At 66.7% G+C, this 17,452-nt stretch carries 16 protein-coding genes; 13 read left to right on the forward strand and 3 right to left on the reverse strand.

The genetic code is table 11. From position 1 onward, the window contains the following. Positions 1-546: 546 nt before the first annotated feature. From CRP45_RS25385 to CRP45_RS25400, 4 genes are all read left to right on the forward strand, one after another. On the forward strand, positions 547-1,938 hold the full coding sequence (locus CRP45_RS25385; protein ID WP_097247326.1) for a purine-cytosine permease family protein: 1,392 nt from the start codon (positions 547-549) through the stop codon (positions 1,936-1,938). A gap of 53 nt (positions 1,939-1,991) precedes the next feature. Further along, a complete protein-coding gene (locus CRP45_RS25390) occupies positions 1,992-3,395 on the forward strand; it encodes an MFS transporter (protein WP_097247607.1) in 1,404 nt (467 codons plus the stop codon). A gap of 382 nt (positions 3,396-3,777) precedes the next feature. Continuing rightward, positions 3,778-4,326, forward strand: a complete 549-nt coding sequence (locus CRP45_RS25395) for a GNAT family N-acetyltransferase (RefSeq protein WP_097247327.1) — start codon at positions 3,778-3,780, stop codon at positions 4,324-4,326. Positions 4,327-4,542: 216 nt separating this feature from the next. After that, entirely contained in the window at positions 4,543-5,184 is a 642-nt protein-coding gene (locus tag CRP45_RS25400) for a DCL family protein (RefSeq protein WP_245910482.1), read from the forward strand. Positions 5,185-5,822: 638 nt separating this feature from the next. Here the strand turns inward: CRP45_RS25400 and CRP45_RS34020 are convergent. Continuing rightward, entirely contained in the window at positions 5,823-5,981 is a 159-nt protein-coding gene (locus CRP45_RS34020) for a hypothetical protein (RefSeq protein WP_179831012.1), read from the reverse strand. A gap of 706 nt (positions 5,982-6,687) precedes the next feature. Here CRP45_RS34020 and CRP45_RS33505 point away from each other — a divergent pair. Both CRP45_RS33505 and CRP45_RS25410 read left to right on the forward strand, forming a co-directional pair. Continuing rightward, positions 6,688-6,867 carry a hypothetical protein gene (locus CRP45_RS33505; RefSeq protein ID WP_143861541.1) on the forward strand — a complete coding sequence of 60 codons (180 nt, stop codon included), beginning with the start codon at positions 6,688-6,690 and terminating at the stop codon, positions 6,865-6,867. Beyond that, complete coding sequence (locus tag CRP45_RS25410; protein WP_097247330.1) at positions 6,864-7,367, forward strand: hypothetical protein; 504 nt, start codon at positions 6,864-6,866, stop codon at positions 7,365-7,367. The genes CRP45_RS33505 and CRP45_RS25410 overlap by 4 nt, the downstream gene beginning before the upstream one ends. 50 nt (positions 7,368-7,417) lie before the next feature. On the opposite strand, the gene CRP45_RS25415 is transcribed toward CRP45_RS25410, so the two are convergent. After that, positions 7,418-7,768 (reverse strand): hypothetical protein, encoded by a 351-nt coding sequence (locus CRP45_RS25415; protein ID WP_097247331.1) that lies wholly within the window; start codon positions 7,766-7,768, stop codon positions 7,418-7,420. 411 nt (positions 7,769-8,179) lie between these two features. Here CRP45_RS25415 and CRP45_RS25420 point away from each other — a divergent pair, with 411 nt between their 5' ends. Both CRP45_RS25420 and CRP45_RS25425 read left to right on the forward strand, forming a co-directional pair. Next, positions 8,180-8,602 carry a hypothetical protein gene (locus CRP45_RS25420; protein WP_097247332.1) on the forward strand — a complete coding sequence of 141 codons (423 nt, stop codon included), beginning with the start codon at positions 8,180-8,182 and terminating at the stop codon, positions 8,600-8,602. Then, positions 8,599-9,741: a hypothetical protein gene (locus CRP45_RS25425; RefSeq protein WP_097247333.1), complete on the forward strand. Its 1,143-nt coding sequence runs from the start codon at positions 8,599-8,601 to the stop codon at positions 9,739-9,741. The genes CRP45_RS25420 and CRP45_RS25425 overlap by 4 nt, the downstream gene beginning before the upstream one ends. A gap of 688 nt (positions 9,742-10,429) precedes the next feature. Here the strand turns inward: CRP45_RS25425 and CRP45_RS25430 are convergent. Then, entirely contained in the window at positions 10,430-10,609 is a 180-nt protein-coding gene (locus CRP45_RS25430; protein WP_097247334.1) for a hypothetical protein, read from the reverse strand. Here CRP45_RS25430 and CRP45_RS25435 point away from each other — a divergent pair. The 5 genes from CRP45_RS25435 (at position 10,608) to CRP45_RS25455 (ending at position 17,342) form a co-directional block, all read left to right on the forward strand. Beyond that, entirely contained in the window at positions 10,608-11,837 is a 1,230-nt protein-coding gene (locus tag CRP45_RS25435) for a cysteine desulfurase family protein (protein WP_097247335.1), read from the forward strand. The two genes, CRP45_RS25430 and CRP45_RS25435, sit on opposite strands and share 2 nt — an antisense overlap. Further along, on the forward strand, positions 11,837-12,952 hold the full coding sequence (gene mnmA / locus CRP45_RS25440) for a tRNA 2-thiouridine(34) synthase MnmA (RefSeq protein WP_097247336.1): 1,116 nt from the start codon (positions 11,837-11,839) through the stop codon (positions 12,950-12,952). The genes CRP45_RS25435 and mnmA overlap by 1 nt, the downstream gene beginning before the upstream one ends. A 286-nt stretch (positions 12,953-13,238) precedes the next feature. After that, positions 13,239-14,276 carry a methionine synthase gene (locus CRP45_RS25445; RefSeq protein ID WP_245910484.1) on the forward strand — a complete coding sequence of 346 codons (1,038 nt, stop codon included), beginning with the start codon at positions 13,239-13,241 and terminating at the stop codon, positions 14,274-14,276. Positions 14,277-14,346: 70 nt separating this feature from the next. After that, positions 14,347-16,449 (forward strand): NAD-dependent DNA ligase LigA, encoded by a 2,103-nt coding sequence (gene ligA / locus CRP45_RS25450; protein WP_097247609.1) that lies wholly within the window; start codon positions 14,347-14,349, stop codon positions 16,447-16,449. A gap of 200 nt (positions 16,450-16,649) precedes the next feature. Next, positions 16,650-17,342, forward strand: coding sequence for an SDR family NAD(P)-dependent oxidoreductase (locus CRP45_RS25455; protein WP_097247337.1), 693 nt, complete (start codon positions 16,650-16,652; stop codon positions 17,340-17,342). Positions 17,343-17,452: the final 110 nt, after the last annotated feature.

Genomic DNA, 17,452 nt, shown 5'->3' on the forward strand with positions numbered 1-17,452 from the left:
GTCCGGCCGCGGCGCCGACTCTCGGCAGGCATCGGGCGTGATGCGCGTAAGGGATTGAGGCTAGCCTGCCGGTACCTGCTCGGTCACGGTGCACGATGCACCGGCTGGCCCGCGAATATGTAGCAGTTTTGTCTGGATGAGCACATGACAAATAGCGCAACATGGTGTGCGTCACATCGAGGTGGTGCGAACGGGATTCTGTCGTACGTCAACGCATTCTGATCGGAGCTGTCCTCGCCGAGATGGTCCGACGGCCGGTAATCACGGCCGCACGGTGACGACGAAACCCGGTCACGGTCGCCCGGCATTTATCGCGATGTCCATCGGCACGTGCGTCCGGTCTTCGGTCCGCACGTCGGCATCGCCATCGGAATGACGTGCACCGCTGAGGAACGGCATCCAGTTTTCGCGGACAGAGGAAATCATGTGATCGAGTGCGCTCGCCGTGAACGCTGCTCGATGGCGCGGCGCGGTGGCGACTGGGATCCGCGATGAATGCCGGAGACGCCGGCAAAGAAATAAAAGAGATCGATGAGGGAGTTCGCGATGAAGGTCGAGAGTCACGGCATAGAATTCATACCGGAATCCGAACGCTACGGGCATCCGCGCCGATTGTTCAGTATCTGGTTCAGTTCTAACATGCAGGTGACGGCGATGGTCGTCGGTGCGTTGGGCGTCGTCGCCGGACTCGGGCTGGGCTGGGTCATCCTGGCGTTGATCCTGGGCAACCTGGTCGGCGGGATCTTCATGGCCGGACACTCGGCGCAGGGGCCGCACCTCGGCATTCCGCAGATGATCCAGAGCAGGGCGCAGTTCGGTGTGTTCGGCGCCGGTATTCCCTTGATCGCCGTGGTTGTGGCGTACGTGTTGTTCTTCGCGGCGAACGCTGTCATGATGCGCGACGCGGTGAAGCGGGTGTTTCCTGTCGCGGACGACACCGCGCTGATCCTGTTCGGCGCTGTGACTCTCGTCATCGCCTACTTCGGCTACGAACTGATCCATCGCCTCGGCACCCTCATGACATGGGCCTCCGCCGTGTTCTTCGCGGCGGTACTGGTCGTGGTGGTCTACGGCGGAAGCGAGGGAACCGCGGTCATCGAAGCCGTTCCGGCCACCTCCTTCTCGCTCTCGATCTTCGTTCTGGTGTTCACACAGGCGATGTCGTGGTCCCTTGGATTCGGCCCGTTCGTAGCGGACTACTCGCGGTACCTGCCTTCGAGCGTTTCCTCACGAGCGACCTTCGGCTACAGCTACGCGGGCCAGGTACTCGGCGCGTCCATCGTGATGGTAGTCGGCGCTGTGGTGACCACCGCGGCGATCGATGTCCAGGCGAGCCCCGCGATCAGCCTGGCAGACCTGTTCGGGCCGTTCGGTTCCGTCGCGCTGATCGTCATCCTCCTCGGCGTACTGGTCTTCAACGTGCTGTGCCTCTACAGCGGATACATGTCCACAGTGGCGATTTTCAGCAGCATGCGCGGATCGACATCGATCAAGCCCGGAACCAAGCTCGCGATCATGTCGGTGATCGCCGCGGTGGGCACCTCTGTCGCGATCTCAGCTCAGGATGATTTCTACTCCTTCTTCGGCGACATCTTGATCGCACAGGTGTATGTCCTGGTGCCATGGACGGCGATCAACCTGATGGACTTCTACGTCGTGCGGAAGGGGAACTACCGGATCAGCGACGTGTTCGATCCCGACGGAATCTATGGCCGGTTCAATACTCCGACAATCGCCGTATTCGTGTTGAGCATTCTCGCCCAGGTGCCGTTCATGAGGATGAATGTCTATCAGGGGCCGGTCGGTGCCTTCCTCGGTGTTGACATAAGCTGTGTTGTCGGACTCGTGGTAGCGATCGTCCTTTACCTCGCACTCGCCCGCATTGTGCGATTCGATTCGGAGATTTCATCGGAGAAGGCCCCATCGAGGCAGTCGTAATCGCATTGACAGTTGTTGGGTTTATATCGTTTCAGCGCATATAGGGAGTGATGATGTCATCGGTCGAGAGCTCGACGGGGAATACCCCCATATCTTCTACTGGTACAACGAAGTTCCGTCGCAATTTCCTTATCCGGCTAACTTCGGTGCTGATCGGCGGCGCATTCCTCGACGGCTACATCCTCGGCATCATCGGACCCGCCACCTCGCCGATTCAGGATTACCTGAACGTCAATGACCTGTGGATAGGGTTGATCGCGGCCGGCACCCTGTTCGGCATCTTTATCGGTGCGCCGCTCGGCGGATGGTTGACCGACAGGTACGGCCGCAAGCCGATGTTCCTCGCTGACATGGGACTGTTCGTGGTTGCCTCGTCCCTGCAATTCTTTGTCGCCGTCGGACCCTTCACTGCTACCGTCGGCGCTGTTCAATTGTTCATCATCCGGCTGCTGATGGGTATCGCGATCGGCGGCGAGTACTCGATCGGCTTCCCGCTGATGACCGAATTTGCACCCGCCCGCCTCCGCGGGAGGCTACTCGGGCTGACTTTGGTCGGCTGGTGGGTCGGTTTCATGGTCGCGTTCATCGTGGCCCACGTCCTGATGGATGCCGCGGTCGACTGGCGCATCATCATCGGCAGCAGCACGGTGATCGCGGTCCTGGTGTTTCTGGCCCGGTTCGGTTTGCCCGAGTCGCCGCGCTGGCTGATTCAGCAGGGACGGCACGAGGAAGCTTTCGCCATCGCGAACGAATACATGGATCTGGAGGAGGCGGCGTCACTGGCCCGCGAAAGTGAAGGAGGTGCCGGAAAGCCTGTCGAGAACGGCACATTCGCCATGCTGTTCAACAAGCACAACTGGCGAGCGACGGTGTTCACCGCGGGATTCTGGTTCTGTGCCGTGACTCCCTTCTACGCCATCGCCACGTTCGCCGACGCCGTGCTCGATCAGTACGGCATGGGTTCCGGCCTGGCCAGTGGCGTCGGGCTTTCCGCATTGGCCTGCCTCGGCGGCCTCGTCACGGCGCTGCTGCTGGACAAGGTCGGCCGCAGGGTGCTGACGGTACCGACACAGTGGCTGTGCACCGCCTTGCTGGCGGTCATCGCGTTGTGGAGCGGCATGCCGGCGTGGGCCGTACTGACGATGTTCCTGATCTACTCGTTCGTCAGCGCCAGCTTCACCTCGCTGACCCAGGTATATCCGGGTGAGGTATTCCCGACCGAGGTTCGCGGCATCGGGACCGGCTTCGCTGCCGCGTTCAGCCGAATCGGTGCGGGAATGGGCACCTTCTTGCTCCCGTGGTCCATTGCGCACCTCGGCATGTCCGCCACCTTGCTAGTGGCGGCAGTCATCGCCTTCATCGGCGCCGCGCTGTCGCACTGGCTGGCTCCTGAGACCGCGGGTAGGAGCCTGGCTGTGACCTCGAACAGTCTGGCTGTCACCCTCGAGATGGACTGACATCGTCTGTCCCCCCTGATAAGCGCGGAGATCGTGGTCGCAGGTTTGTCCCCTCGGCGGGGCACATCGAAGATGGTAACGCAGGCGACCTGGGATTTCTCTCTGGGCAACTCGTGATCGACGCCGAATTTGCCCTTGATTGATGCAGCTGGTGCGCCTGGTGCCTTCAACGCCGTGCGCATTGCTCAGTTGCGCCGGGCGGGTGAGTTGCCGGAACCGGCACGTCTCGTCCATTCGGTGATCCGGCCGCTCGTCTTCGCTTCTCAGGCGGCAACGGCCGGGCGGCGGACGCACCGCCGTACTAGGCAAGTTGTGGTGCGTTTGCTATTGAGCGGAGGGGGCTGTTGTCGGAGTTCGACTCCGAACCCCGACAATCTGAGATGTGCACACCGTCACCCTGGCTCCGGCCGCCGCCGAGGAACTTGACGCCGTCGACCGATGGCTCCAGCACCCAGGGATTCTCCAATGGCTGGGCAGTTACACGACCAGGACGGACCTCGCCAGGATGACCAGGCACCCCGACGATCTCCGAAGGTTGTACCTGGCGCGCGTGGAACGACTGGTGGTTCGCGATAATCCGCACTCCGGGAATGCGCCGGTGGCCTATGTGTCCGCAGCGGTGTACGGAGTGGAGCGGTCCGATCATGAAACCGGCACCACCGAGGACACCGCGCCCTTCCATGCCGTCTTGCTGTACGCGGTGCGCCCTGACCGTCAGAAGCAACGTATCGGCACCGCCCTGATACCGGCAGTGCTGGCGTATCCCGGCCTCGCCAGTGTTGAGACGTTCTCCGCAGGCATTGCGCGAAAGAACATGGGCAGTCAGATCGTAGCGATGGCTGCCGGATTCATCGCGGATCCAGACGCGCCAGCAGACCAGACGCTGGTGTATCGGTATCGCCGTCCGGCGGCCAGCCCCATGCCCAGATAGCCGAGTCTCCTCCATACTCTGCGCATGGACCCGGTTGCCGCAGCTACAGACCGGTGGGCTCCACGTCAGCGCGTGCCGGAGTCGGCTGTGACTGCGGCGTCTTCATAAGGGGCGAGGTCATGGTGCGGCATCCGGCACTCGCGAGCATCGAGAAGAGACGCTGAGAGAGAAGCGCCACTGTCACCTGCAAATCGGAGGAGTCGAAGATTGCCTGAAGTGTGGATCGGCCCGCGTCGCTTCGCGACAAAGAAAGCCTCCCAGGAGGCTGTACAGGCGGTTCTGGGCCGCTACCAGCGCGGGCAGGTGGTGGACCAAGCAGACGACGACATGTTCCTTCGGGATCTGCTGGACATGCACCCCGACGCGGGCGAGAAGGTCGGCCCAGGGGTGGACCACTTCCGCATCATTGCCACCCCACGCGGCAACCATAAAGGCCCCCAGGCGGTTCTGGTCGATGGACGGAAGGTGCCTTTCTCCTACCAGAAGTGCCTCGACGCGCCCACACATCAGCAGCGGGTACTGGCGGCCATGCGCACCGAAATCGAGCCACAGATCAACAACTACTACGTGTCCCGGAGGGCCTCCCACACTCTGGAGTCCGACGAGAGCGGTCAGCCGCTGGCCTCCGGTGACGTGCACGTCTCCTACTTCCGTGGGCCAGGCTTTCACGAAATCGCGACGCAGTTCGTCCAGGAATACGGCGGCTTCGATGCCGTCGATCTGACTACCAGCACGGCTCGGGGACTGGCTCTGTTCACCGACCGGGCATTGGCGGAGCGTTGGAAGTTGTACCACCAGGAACTCGCGGTTCTCGGGCTGCTGTCGGTCAAGGAGAACCTGCGACGGCCGCACCCGTGAGGGCCAGGGAAGGTTTTAGTTCGCGAACAACGCCGCACCCCGGTCCGGCCCCAGGTAGGAGGGCCGGACCGGCGATGTGCTTTGGGTAATCGGCCGCAGTGGCACAGCACAAACTCGCCCTGTGCGAGTCGATGGCCAGACTACGCTCCGGTGCAGCTTTCAACCGGTGGTTGCTGGGCGCGTGAACTGCGGTTGATCACCGTGCCGGGTCGTCGTCGACCCAGGTACCACAATCGGTGAGTTCGGCAGTGCCCGCAGCGACTGCTATCGAGCGCAGCTGAGTGCGGGCCGCTGCAGCGGCCTTCTAAGCGTCCCGCTTGCCGACGGCATGTTGGGGATGTGATCGGGTCTCGGTGCTCAGGTCAGCGTCTGATGCTCGGCAAGTCTTCGCAGGAATGTGTACTTGGAGAGGTAGCCCGACTGTGCAGTAGTCGCGTGGGTGGCCAGATGTCGGGTCGTCCAACCGCGTAGCGGGTGTAGGGGATCGGCCTGGGCCGAGTCCTCAGAGCGAAACGTTCGTCGACGGGCCGCCGGGCCCACAGCGCGTTCATCGTCGGCAGCTTCCAAGGCTTCCGCGCGAGGTAGACCTCGCCAAGAACACCTAGGTGGCACCCGACCTGGAGGCGTCGGCCGCTCAGTCAGGAGACGAACTGCATTAGCCACGGGACCCCTTTCGCGACGAGATCAACCACAGCGGCGATCGCGGCCGCGGCGTAAATGCCCTCACGGATGTGTTGCCAGCGCGAGCGCGGCGGCTCAGGAAACTGTTCTGAAGATTCGATGGACGAGGTGCTCATCGCGCGGCCTCCGGTGTCGATGACGACGCCCGGCCCGGAGCCAGCAGCATTTCACATGAAGATAGTCGACCGCGACGCGCAGAAGGAAGCACGTAGCTTCGGCATCGGTACCACGGCATCGCGGACTCCTTGAGTAGAGCCCGGCCCGCGGCCAGCGGCGAATCGACGTTCGGCACCGACGATAGTTCGACCGAGAACCGAAGCCGCGCAGGCGCCGAGCGACGAGGCAAACCCGAGTCCCCCGCCCGAACGCCAAACACCGGTCAACGCCTTTGCCCGGATCGGTCACGACCGGCGACGCGGCATCGAACGAGACCGTTGACCCCAGATCGCTTGGGGTGGGGCGGGTGACCGGTGTAGAGCAAACTCTTCCTTTCGGATGTCCCGCACGGATGCGTTACGAAATGTGTGACGGCGGACACATATCGCGGATTGTGGCGATGGCCTGCGCTTATTTAGGGTGGGGCGACTGGACTCCCGGGCGTGTAGAACGCTACTATCGCCGTACACGGGCACGGGTGTGCCCAAAGCCTCAGACGCACTGCGACTGAGGCTTTCGCTGTTTCTACGTCCATACTGTTCAAGCCCTCAGCAGTTGCTGGGGGCTTTTTTGTGCCCGGAGGCGCCTGTGCATTCCCCCGTTCCCGCTGTCGTCGCATCCGTCCTTGCGGCGGGCTTATGGCCGCTGCTGATCTTGGTCCTCGCGGTGGTCACCGTGACCATCGTTGCTCTGGTTCGAGCCGAGAGGTGTGACATCCCGGTGGTGTTCGGGGCGTTCGCTCGGGCTTTCGGCTTTCACGCCAACGTCGCCGAGCGCGAGGAGAAGCTCGATACTGAGCAGATGGGTCCTGCCGAAGAGACCGACCAGCCTGGCGAGGCAGCATGACGCCCCGCCGTCCCATCCGTCGGCGCGCTGTCGAGAAGGACGCCACCGCCAACGTCGACATCGCCGACCTCTACGCAGTCGCCACCCGCCGGTACGGTTCGCCCGCGACGGCCTCCGAGCAAGTTGAACGGATGTGCACGGATCTGGAGCGGATAGCTCTCAACCCCGACGGAAGCATTGGCGCCGCCGGCTATCTCCGGGTCGTCGCCGACGAGCTGTGGCTCGACTCGGTGGACAGGCCCGACTCTGAAGATCTCGCTCGTACGATGGCCAAGATCGTCCAGCGCACGAAGGACAAGAAGGGCCTGCTCTGGTGCGCCTCACACGGCTGGCAGGAGCCATTCCTGTGGGGAAAGTGCGCCGAGTGCCCTTGTCAGATGTCCGAATACCAATCCTCGCGGACGCGGGACGCTGGTCGCCCCCGCGTCTACTGCAGTAGTGCCTGTCGGCAACGCGCGTACCGGCGCCGCCGAAAGGGACACCGCAGCGCACACGACTGAACTCCAGGCCCTGTCACCAGGGGCCACGGCGCGTTGCCCGATAACTATGTCTATCCCGCTGCCGTCAGTCTCCAGTTGTTATATCGGCTCCACCATTCAGCGGTCAGGCCCGTACCCTCCTCGCGGGTGCTACCGCGCAGGCGGCCATCATCGAACCAGGATCCCTGGTAGACACCGGTTTTCCCATCAGACCACTTGATAGTGAATCTGATCAACCGCCCCTGGATCTGACCGTTCTTGAAACTTCCGGAATTGGTCAGGGTGTTGACGTCGCCGTGGAAGGTCAGAATCGTGTTAGCCGCGTTGGTCTCGCGATGGGTGACCTTGACGTGGAATCCGAGCGGGTCATCGGTCGTACCCGCCGGGCGCTGATACACATCCCATTCGGTCTGCAGCTCCACTGAGCTGGGTGGTACAGCCGGGGCGGGAACGGTCCCGGCGATGGTGAGAGCAGTAGTCGCGCCGAGCACGAAAAGCCAAGCACACAGCATACGTTTCAGCTGGGAAAACTTGGTGACTCCTCAGATGGACCCGAGCCCGGATCGATTATCACCGAATGACGTGATGCTGCACTCGGTTCACGGGCGACGGTGAACCGATGCCGTGTCGGAAAACGATCGATTCCTCGACAGCCAGGGTGGGGCCCTCCGGTGTCGCGGCCGGTGGCGTGGTCTGGCCCGGCGGTAGGCAGGCAATGGCGGGTTGGCTGAGCTCGAGGAGGGATCGTGATTTGCGGTGCTGATCCGGGGGGTGGTTCTACGATGGCCTGACTCGGCGGCGAGTTGGCCGCCACGGGGTATTCGAGGTGGGTAATGGACCCGATCGTGATGGCCGCCGGAACCGCGTTGGTGAGCGTGATGGCCACCGACGCCTGGGCCAGGGCCAAGGACGTTGTGGTGGGCTGGTGGCGGCGGGTCCGCCCGGACCACGCCGAGCAGGTCAGCGTCGAACTCGAACAGCTGCGCGCGGATGCCGTAGCTGCCCGCGGCTGCGGTGATACCGCGACCGAGGATGCGTTGGCCGGGGTGTGGCGGCTGCGCCTACACCGATTGGTCACCGAAAACCCCTCCCTGCGTGCAGAACTGGAACGACTGCTGCGCAACGACCTGACACCGCTGCTGAGCGCCGGGGACCAGAGCACCGTCGCCGCCATCACCCAGACCGCGAACGTCAAGGGCAAGAACAACACCACGATGCAAGCCGGACGCGACGCCACCGCCACCCCCTCGCCGTGAGCCAAGACCGCGCCCGCGCGCGGCAACCCGACGATGAACATCCCGAAGTGGTCGATCAGACGGTCACCGTCGACGGGAATGAGAACACCACCGTTGTCGCCGGACGCGACGCCCATGTCATCGTCAACCAGCCCTCCGCACAGGCCCGCGCGGAACTCGTCAAGTATCTGGCGCCGTTCCTGCTGTCGGTTCTGCTGCTGTTGACCTTCGGCCAGCAACTGGGGTTGCCCGGCAGGATCGCTGTGTCGGTGGCCACTGTCGCATGGATGGCGTGGTCGGCCGCCCGCGACACCTACCTTCGGTTGATCCAACGCATCGCAATGCCGGTCATCGCCGTCGCCTACACCACCAGCCTCACCATCTCGACGGCCATCCCGGATATCCCCACACCGCTGCAGATCGCGGTTCCCGCGATCTTGTGGGTCGCGGCGGCGGTCATCACCCTGCGACTCATCGAATCCGAACACAGACCTCGTGTCGCACAGCAATACATGGGAATTGCAGAAATCGGCGTCGGGGTGGCGTCAATTGGCTTCGGGGTCGCGGTGATCGGAGATGGAAGCAGCCTGTACGGGATTGCGGCGATCGGTGTCGGCGTCGCGGTGATCGGTCTTGGTGCCGCGGTGATCCTCGACCGGAAGATCCTGTACGGACTCGGGCCGATCGGCGGCGGTCTCGCGCTGGCTGGCCGCGGCACCGAGATACTCCTCGGCGGAACCACTCTGTACGGGGTCGCGGCGATCGGCCTCGGGATCGCGGTGATCGGTCTTGGCGCCGCGGTGATCCTCGACCGGAACACCATGTACGGAGTCGCGCTGATCGGCGGCGGGATCGCAATGATCGGCGTCGGGGTCGCGGTGATCCTCAGCGGGACCACCCTGCGCGGGGTCACGGTGATCTGTGCCGGGATGGCCATGATCGGCCTCGGCACCGCGATGGCCGGCGTCGGGGTCGCGGTGATCCTCGGCGGGACCACCCTGCCCGGGGTCACGGTGATCGGCGGCGGGATCGCGTCGGTCAGTGTCGGCGGCGCAATGATCCTCGCCGGGATCCACTTACCAGGGGTCGCGGTAATCGGCGGAGGGATCGCGATAATCGGCGTCGGAGTGTCCCTTCTCGCCGAGAACAGGTCTCCGTAGCGGTCAGCCACCGTCGCCGAAGCCGAACACCTTCGGTGATGCGCCCGACTATGGCCGACACCTAGTTGCCTGATAACTACGGTTATCGGGCAACATCGCCTGGAATCGATTTTCCAGCGAGCTGGCCGGACGCCGTCCGGCGCGAACCGTTCGATTTCCGGTTATCGGGCAACGTTGGAGGTTGGGGTGGACTTCGAACGCGAAACCGCCAAGCGCCGCACCGCCGTGGCGGCGGCCGGGCAGACCGAGTGGGGCCGAGTCGGTTCGGGTGCAGACCATCAGCGGTCACGGCGTGCTCAGGGTCTGGCATCTCGACGACCGCGAACACCAACTTGCCGGTCGTGCCGATTCGGACCCGATCACCCACCTGTAGCACGCTCGCGAGTTCAATCGAACGTATGAGCGATACTCGTCAGCCGGTGTGAACGTTCGACGGCCGCGTCGCTGACCCGGACCGGCTTTATCGCACCCGCCGCGGCTGGGGTCATCCCGCGCCGGACGGCCTGCCCCGCCGGTCACCCGCTCGGCCCCAGCCAGGTGATCGTCAGCGCCATTCCCTGCCACCTGCGCACCCACCACCGCTCCTACGCCTGCGCGAGTGCGGCAATGGTTCCGAGTGGGGTTGCGCCTAGAAGTTCTCCGGGTGGCGGTGTTTGTCGCCGCTAGGGGGCATCGTGAGTGTCCCCTATCAGTCCCCGCTGCGGCCGGTCGTCTCGAGCGGATCGACGGTCCCTGCACCGTCGATCCGGGAATACCGATTAGCGATGTAGGTGTTGAGGATCCTGGGTAAATCGTAGAAAAATCGTAGAAAGCAGGGGTGGACCCGAAAAATGCCCAGGTCAGCGGTGGTATAGGCTTTGTCGGTCATGAAGTCGGCTTTTTCGGGTCCGGTCACCGGTGCTGCGCCCCAGACGGTCTACCTCGATCACGCGGCGACCACACCGATGCTGCCCGCGGCGATCGAGGCGATGACGGCTGCCATGGCGCGGCCGGGGAACGCCTCGTCGGTGCACGGCTCGGGGCGGGCCGCGCGCCGGTTGCTGGAGGAGGCGCGGGAGTCGATCGCCGCGAATCTGGGCGCCCGGCCGTCCGAGGTGATCTTCACCTCCGGCGGAACCGAGAGCGACAATCTCGCTGTCAAGGGCATCTACTGGGCGCGCAGGGACGCCGAGCCGCGCCGCACCAGGATCATCGCCAGTTCGATCGAGCACCACGCGGTCATCGACACGGTGGAATGGCTCGAGCAGCACGAGGGCGCGCAGGCCACCTGGCTGCCGGTGGACGCCGACGGCGTGGTGTCGCCGCGCTCGCTGCGGGCGGCGCTGGCCGAGCACCCCGACGAGGTCGCCCTCGTCACCGTCATGTGGGCGAACAACGAGGTCGGCGCGATCCAGCCGATCGCCGAATTAGCCGCGGTGGCACAGGAATTCGGCGTGCCAATGCACAGCGACGCGATCCAGGCGGCGGCCCAGCTTCCGATCGATTTCGCCGTGAGCGGTCTGTCCGCGGCGAGTTTCGCCGGTCACAAGGTCGGCGGACCGCACGGTGTCGGCGTGCTGCTGCTCGGCAGGCAGGTCGGGTGCGTGCCGCTGCTGCACGGCGGCGGGCACGAGCGCGACCTGCGCTCCGGCACCTCGGACACCGCGGCCGCGGTCGGCCTTGCCACCGCGCTCGACGCGACGGTGGCCGAATTGCCCACGCGCACGGCCGAATTGGTCGCGCTGCGGGACGCGCTCATCGCGGGCGTGACGGCGGCGGTGCCGGAGGCCGTGCTGAACGGCCCGGTCGGCGCCCAGCGCTTGCCCGGCAACGCGCACTTCACTTTCCCCGGCTGCGAAGGCGATTCGCTGCTGATGCTGCTGGACGCGGCGGGGATCGAATGCTCGACCGGCTCCGCCTGCAACGCGGGCGTGGCAACGCCGAGCCACGTGCTGATCGCCATGGGCGTCGAACCATGGGTGGCGCGCGGTTCGCTGCGATTCTCCTTGGGGCACACGTCGACCCGCGCCGACGTGGACGCCCTCCTCGATGTCTTGCCCCAGGTGGTGGAGCGGGCCAGGGCTGCTGGTCTTGCCGGTGCGAAAGGTGGTGTGTGATGCGGGTACTCGCGGCGATGAGCGGTGGTGTCGACTCCGCCGTAGCGGCGGCGCGCGCCGTCGACGCCGGGCACGAAGTGGTCGGCGTGCACCTCGCGCTTTCGGCCACCCCCGGCACGCTGCGCACGGGTTCGCGCGGCTGCTGCTCGAAGGAAGACGCGGGTGACGCCCGCCGCGCCGCCGACGTGCTCGGAATCCCCTTCTACGTCTGGGATTTCGCGGACCGCTTCAAGGAAGACGTGATCGACGACTTCGTCGCGGCCTACGCGGCGGGCGAGACGCCCAACCCGTGCCTGCGCTGCAACGAGAAGATCAAGTTCTCGGCGCTGGCCGACCGCGCGGTGGCGCTCGGCTTCGACGCCGTCGTCACCGGCCACTACGCCCGGCTCGAGGACGGCGTGCTGCGCCGTGCGGTGGACGCGGACAAGGACCAGTCCTACGTCCTCGCCGTGCTCACCGCCGAGCAGCTGTCCCGCGCCATGTTCCCGGTGGGCGACACCCCGAAGCCGCAGATCAGGGCCGAGGCCGCCGAGCGCGGGCTCGCGGTGGCCAACAAGCCCGACAGCCACGACATCTGCTTCATCCCCTCCGGCGACACCCGCGCCTTTCTCGGCGCGAAGATCGGCGTCCGGCCGGGTGCGGTCGTCGACGCCGACGGCCAGGTGCTCGCGCAGCACGAGGGCGTGCACGGCTTCACCATCGGCCAGCGCAAGGGCCTCGGACTCGCGGGCCCCGGTGCCGACGGCAAGCCGCGCTACGTCACCGACATCGATCCCGACTCCGGCACCGTGCGCGTCGGCTCGGCCGAGGACCTGCGGGTCTGGACGGTGCGCGCCGAGCGCGCGATCTGGACCTCGGGCACGATGCCAGAGGGGCCGATCGAGTGCGTCGCGCAGGTGCGCGCGCACGGCGGCACCGCGCCCGCGGTCGCCGAGGCGGTGGGCGACGGCCTCGAGGTGCGGTTGCGTGAACCGCTCACCGGCGTCGCCCGCGGACAGGCCGTCGTGCTGTACCGGCCCGACGCGCAGGGCGACGAGGTGATCGGCAGCGGCACCATCAGCGACACGTCGCGCGAGCCGCATTCGGCCGACGCGGCGCACGTCGAGGCGCGGTAGCGGAGCGGGCCGCCCGTTCCGGTTGGCCGGGGTAGCCGCTGCCGCACCGAGGCGCAGGCCGCGGCCTGGCAGGCATACGCGGTGATCGCCCCGGCTTCGGTGCGGGGTAATGTCACGATGCCGCGGCCGGGCGGGATCAGGACGGATCTCGGCATCAGTCGTCGAGCCGCCGGTGCGCGCGGCGGCATCCATCACACATCGACATGGGTAGGACGTGGTGAGCGAAACCGGTAGTGACGCTGCGGCTTCCGTCGATGGCGGTGCGGTCGACCCGCTTCCCGGTGGTATCGCGACGGCCGTTGGCTCCTGGCCGGGCACCGATCCGCGCGAAGCGGCGAACACCGTGCTCGGCGAGCTTGCCGAGCTGGCCCACCTGCCCGAGCTACCGGGCCGCGGCCTCGGCGCCGACATGATCGGCCGCATGTCGGCCCTGCTGGTGGACATGCGCTTCGACACGAGCACCCGCGGCTACCGGCTCGCCGCGCGTCCCGGCGCGGTCTCCCGCCGCGCCCGCGATCTACTGCGCGCCGACTTGGACGCGCTCGAAGAGGCTTGGGAGACATCGGGTTCGGCGGGCACCGGTCGGGTCGTCAAGGTGCAGGCCGCCGGCCCGCTCACGCTGGCCGCCGAGGTCGAGCTGCCCGGCGGGCACCGCGCGCTCACCGATTCCGGTGCGCTGCGCGATCTTTCGGAATCCCTGGCGGAGGGCTTGGCCCAGCACGTGTCCGAGGTGGGCAAACGGCTCGGCGCGCGGGTCGTGTTGCAACTCGACGAGCCGTCGCTGACCGATGTGCTGAACGGTTCGCTGCGCGGGGTCAGCGTGCTGGACACCGTGCGCTCGATACCGGCTCCCGAAGCGCTCGCGGTGCTCGACGCCGTCATCGAGGCGCAAGGCGTGCCGGTCCTGGTGCACAGTTGCGCCGAGCCGCCCGCGCTCGCCTTTCTGCGCCGCAGCGCGGCCGCCGCGGTCGGCTTCGACGTCGCGACGATCCGCACCCGCGATCTCGACAGCATCGGCGAGACGCTCGACGCCGGGAAGCGTTTGGTGCTCGGGCTGGTGCCGACCACCGACCCGGCGAACGGAACCGCCGCGTCGGCGACCGCGCCGCAGCCGCCGGTCACCTGGCGCGAGATCGCGGAACCGGGCGTGCGGCTCGTCGACCGCCTCGGCTTCCCGCGCGCCGCGCTCGCCGACCGCGTGCTCGTCGCACCGGCGTGCGGGCTCGGCGGTGCTCCGTTGTCCTGGGCCCGGCGCGCACTGAAGCTGGCGAACGAGGTGGCCCGCGCCTTCGCCGAGGACCCGGAGTCGCTGACCTTCTCCTGACCGGTCCCGGCCCGGCGACAGGGCGTCGACGTGCGGGAATGTGTCGGTGTCCTCGACTATCGTGCCTTTCGTGAGTGAGAGCGAGAGTGTGGCGGTTCCGGCGACGGCAGAGCAGCGGGTGGAGTGGCAGCGGCTCGCGGACGAGGTTCGCGAACACCAGTTCCGCTACTACGTGCGCGACGCGCCGATCATCTCCGACGGTGAGTTCGACGTGCTGCTGCGGCGGCTCGAAGCCATGGAAGAGGAGCACCCGGATCTGCGGACGCCCGATTCCCCGACCCAGCTGGTCGGCGGCGGCTTCGCGACCGACTTCACCGCGGTCGACCACCTGGAGCGGATGCTCTCGCTGGACAACGTGTTCAGCTACGACGAGTTGCGCGCCTGGGCCGCGCGGGTGGAGGCCGAGACCGGCCCGAACCTGCACTACCTGTGCGAGGTGAAGATCGACGGCGTCGCGCTCAACCTGGTCTACGAGAAGGGCAGGCTGGTGCGCGCCGCGACCCGCGGCGACGGTCGCACCGGTGAGGACGTCACGCTCAACGCGCGCACCATCGACGACGTTCCGGCCGTGCTGACCGCCACCGACGAGTTCCCCATCCCCGACCTGCTCGAGGTGCGCGGCGAGGTGTACATGCGGCTGGAGGACTTCGAGACCCTCAACGCGTCCATCGTCGCCGAGGGCAAGCCGCCCTACGCCAACCCGCGCAACACCTCGGCCGGTTCGCTGCGGCAGAAGGACCCGTCGGTCACCGCGCGCAGGCGGCTTCGGATGATCTGTCACGGCTTCGGCCGCATCGAGGGCTATACGCCGACCTCGCAACACGACGCCTACCTCGCACTGGCGGCCTGGGGGCTGCCGGTCTCCGAGCACACCAGGCGGGTGCAGGGCATCGACGCGGTGATCGAGCGGGTGGCCTACTGGGGCGAGCACCGCCACGACATCGAGCACGAGATCGACGGCCAGGTCATCAAGATCGATGAGATGTCGCTGCAGCGTCGCCTCGGTTCCACCTCGCGCGCGCCGCGCTGGGCTATCGCCTACAAGTACCCGCCCGAGGAGGCCACGACCAAGCTGCGCGACATCCAGGTCAACGTGGGCCGCACCGGGCGCGTCACGCCGTTCGCGGTGATGGAGCCGGTGTCCGTCGCGGGCTCGACCGTCGCGATGGCGACGCTGCACAACGCCTCGGAGGTCAAGCGCAAGGGCGTGCTCATCGGCGACACCGTCACCATCCGCAAGGCGGGCGACGTGATTCCCGAGGTACTCGGCCCGGTGGTGGACGCGCGCACCGGCGAGGAACGCGAGTTCGTCATGCCGACGCACTGTCCGGAGTGCGGCACCGAGCTGGCGCCCGAGAAGGAGGGCGACGCCGACATCCGCTGCCCGAACCAGCGTTCCTGCCCCGCGCAGCTGCGGGAGCGGGTGTATCACGTCGCCAGCCGCAACGCCTTCGACATCGAGGCGCTCGGCTACGAGGCCGCCATCGACCTGCTCAAGTCCGGCGCCATCGCCGACGAGGGCGATCTGTTCGACCTCGACGAGCCGCGCCTGCTCACCACCTCGTTGTTCGCCAACAAGAACGGCACCCTCTCGGCGAACGGCAAACGGCTGCTCGACAACCTCGACTCCGCCAAGGACCGTCCGCTGTGGCGGGTGCTGGTCGGCCTGTCGATCCGGCACGTCGGCCCGACCGCGGCCAGGGCGCTGGCCGCCGAGTTCGGCAGCATGGAGCGGATCGAGTCGGCCACCGCCGAGGAACTCGGCGCCGCCGACGGCGTCGGCCCGACCATCGCCGCCGCGGCGGCCGAGTGGTTCACCGTCGACTGGCACCGCGCGATCGTCGACAAATGGCGGGCGGCCGGTGTGCGGATGGAGGACGAGCGCGACGAGTCGATCGAGCGCACGCTCGAGGGCTTGTCGATCGTCGTCACCGGTTCGCTGCAAGGCTTTTCGCGCGACGGCGCCAAAGAGGCCATCCTGATGCGCGGCGGCAAGGCGGCGGGCTCGGTCTCCAAGAAGACGGCGTTCGTCGTGATCGGAGAGTCGCCCGGTTCCAAGGCGGCCAAGGCCGAGGAGCTCGGTGTGCCGATTCTGGACGAGGACGGATTCCGATTGCTGTTGGCGGGTGGGCCGGAGGCGGTGACTCCGGCGGCGTCCGATGCCGAGGAGTAGAACCGACGGCGGTGATTTTCTCGCGAGGGTGAACGGCACTTGACCTGAACCTTGCTTCAGGTATGACGATCGGTGGGTAGGCGTACCTCCGCATTCGCTCCGGCCATGCGCGGCGTACCTCCGCATTCGCTGCGGCCGTGCGCGGTATGCGGACGGACCGAGTCCGACAGCGCCTACTGGGCAACTAGCAGGAGGCCGTCATGACCCACCGTCCCACCGCCCTCATCACCGGCGCTTCGGCCGGGCTCGGCCGCGCGCTGGCACGCGCGTTGGTCGAGCGCGGCTGGCGGGTGATCGGTACCGCCCGCCGCGCCGACCGGCTCGAGGAAGTCCGCGCCGAGCTGGGCGCCGCGTTCGTCGCCGTCGCCGGCGATGTCACCGATCCGGCGCACCGCGCGCGGCTGGCCGAAATCGCCGAGGGCGCAGGACCTCTCGACCTCGTCGTGAACAACGCCAGCACGCTCGGGCCGAGCCCGATGCCCCGGCTGGCCGACTTCCCGCTCGACGAGCTCGAGGCCGTGTATCGCACCAATGTGGTGGCGCCGCTGGCTGTCCTGCAAGCGGCGCTGCCCCTGCTCGGCCCCGACGGGGTGATCGTCGACATCAGTTCCGACGCCGCCGTGGAGCCGTATCCGGGGTGGGGTGGATACGGTCCGGCCAAGGCGGCGCTGGACCAGCTCACCGCGATCCTCGCTGCCGAGCATCCGGAGCTGGCCGTCTACTCCTTCGATCCGGGCGATATGCGCACCGAGATGCACCAGGCCGCGTTCCCCGGCGAGGACATCTCCGATCGGCCGGAGCCGGAGAGCGTGGTGCCCGCGCTGCTGCGGATGCTCGACGAACGTCCGAAGAGCGGCCGCTACACCGCGGCGGATTTCGCGGTGGCGCGATGAGTACCGGGGCGTCGAGCGCTAGCGAGGTGCGGGCGTGAGTGGCGGGGCGTCGCGCAGATCCGCGAAAGACAGATCCTCGGGAAGCGCGGTGCCGTTCCTCGACGGGTCGC

It is taken from the genome of Nocardia amikacinitolerans (assembly GCF_900215415.1).
GTDB classification, from domain to species: Bacteria; Actinomycetota; Actinomycetes; order Mycobacteriales; family Mycobacteriaceae; genus Nocardia; species Nocardia amikacinitolerans.

Coding starts and splice junctions, on each gene's coding strand:
- CRP45_RS25420 (WP_097247332.1), top strand. CDS start 8,180: ATGGACCCGATCGTGATGGCCGCCGGAACCGCGTTGGTGAGCGTGATG.
- CRP45_RS25390 (WP_097247607.1), top strand. CDS start 1,992: ATGTCATCGGTCGAGAGCTCGACGGGGAATACCCCCATATCTTCTACT.
- CRP45_RS25410 (WP_097247330.1), top strand. CDS start 6,864: ATGACGCCCCGCCGTCCCATCCGTCGGCGCGCTGTCGAGAAGGACGCC.
- CRP45_RS25385 (WP_097247326.1), top strand. CDS start 547: ATGAAGGTCGAGAGTCACGGCATAGAATTCATACCGGAATCCGAACGC.
- CRP45_RS34020 (WP_179831012.1), bottom strand. CDS start 5,981: ATGAGCACCTCGTCCATCGAATCTTCAGAACAGTTTCCTGAGCCGCCG.
- CRP45_RS25435 (WP_097247335.1), top strand. CDS start 10,608: ATGAAGTCGGCTTTTTCGGGTCCGGTCACCGGTGCTGCGCCCCAGACG.
- mnmA (WP_097247336.1), top strand. CDS start 11,837: ATGCGGGTACTCGCGGCGATGAGCGGTGGTGTCGACTCCGCCGTAGCG.
- CRP45_RS25455 (WP_097247337.1), top strand. CDS start 16,650: ATGACCCACCGTCCCACCGCCCTCATCACCGGCGCTTCGGCCGGGCTC.
- CRP45_RS25430 (WP_097247334.1), bottom strand. CDS start 10,609: ATGACCGACAAAGCCTATACCACCGCTGACCTGGGCATTTTTCGGGTC.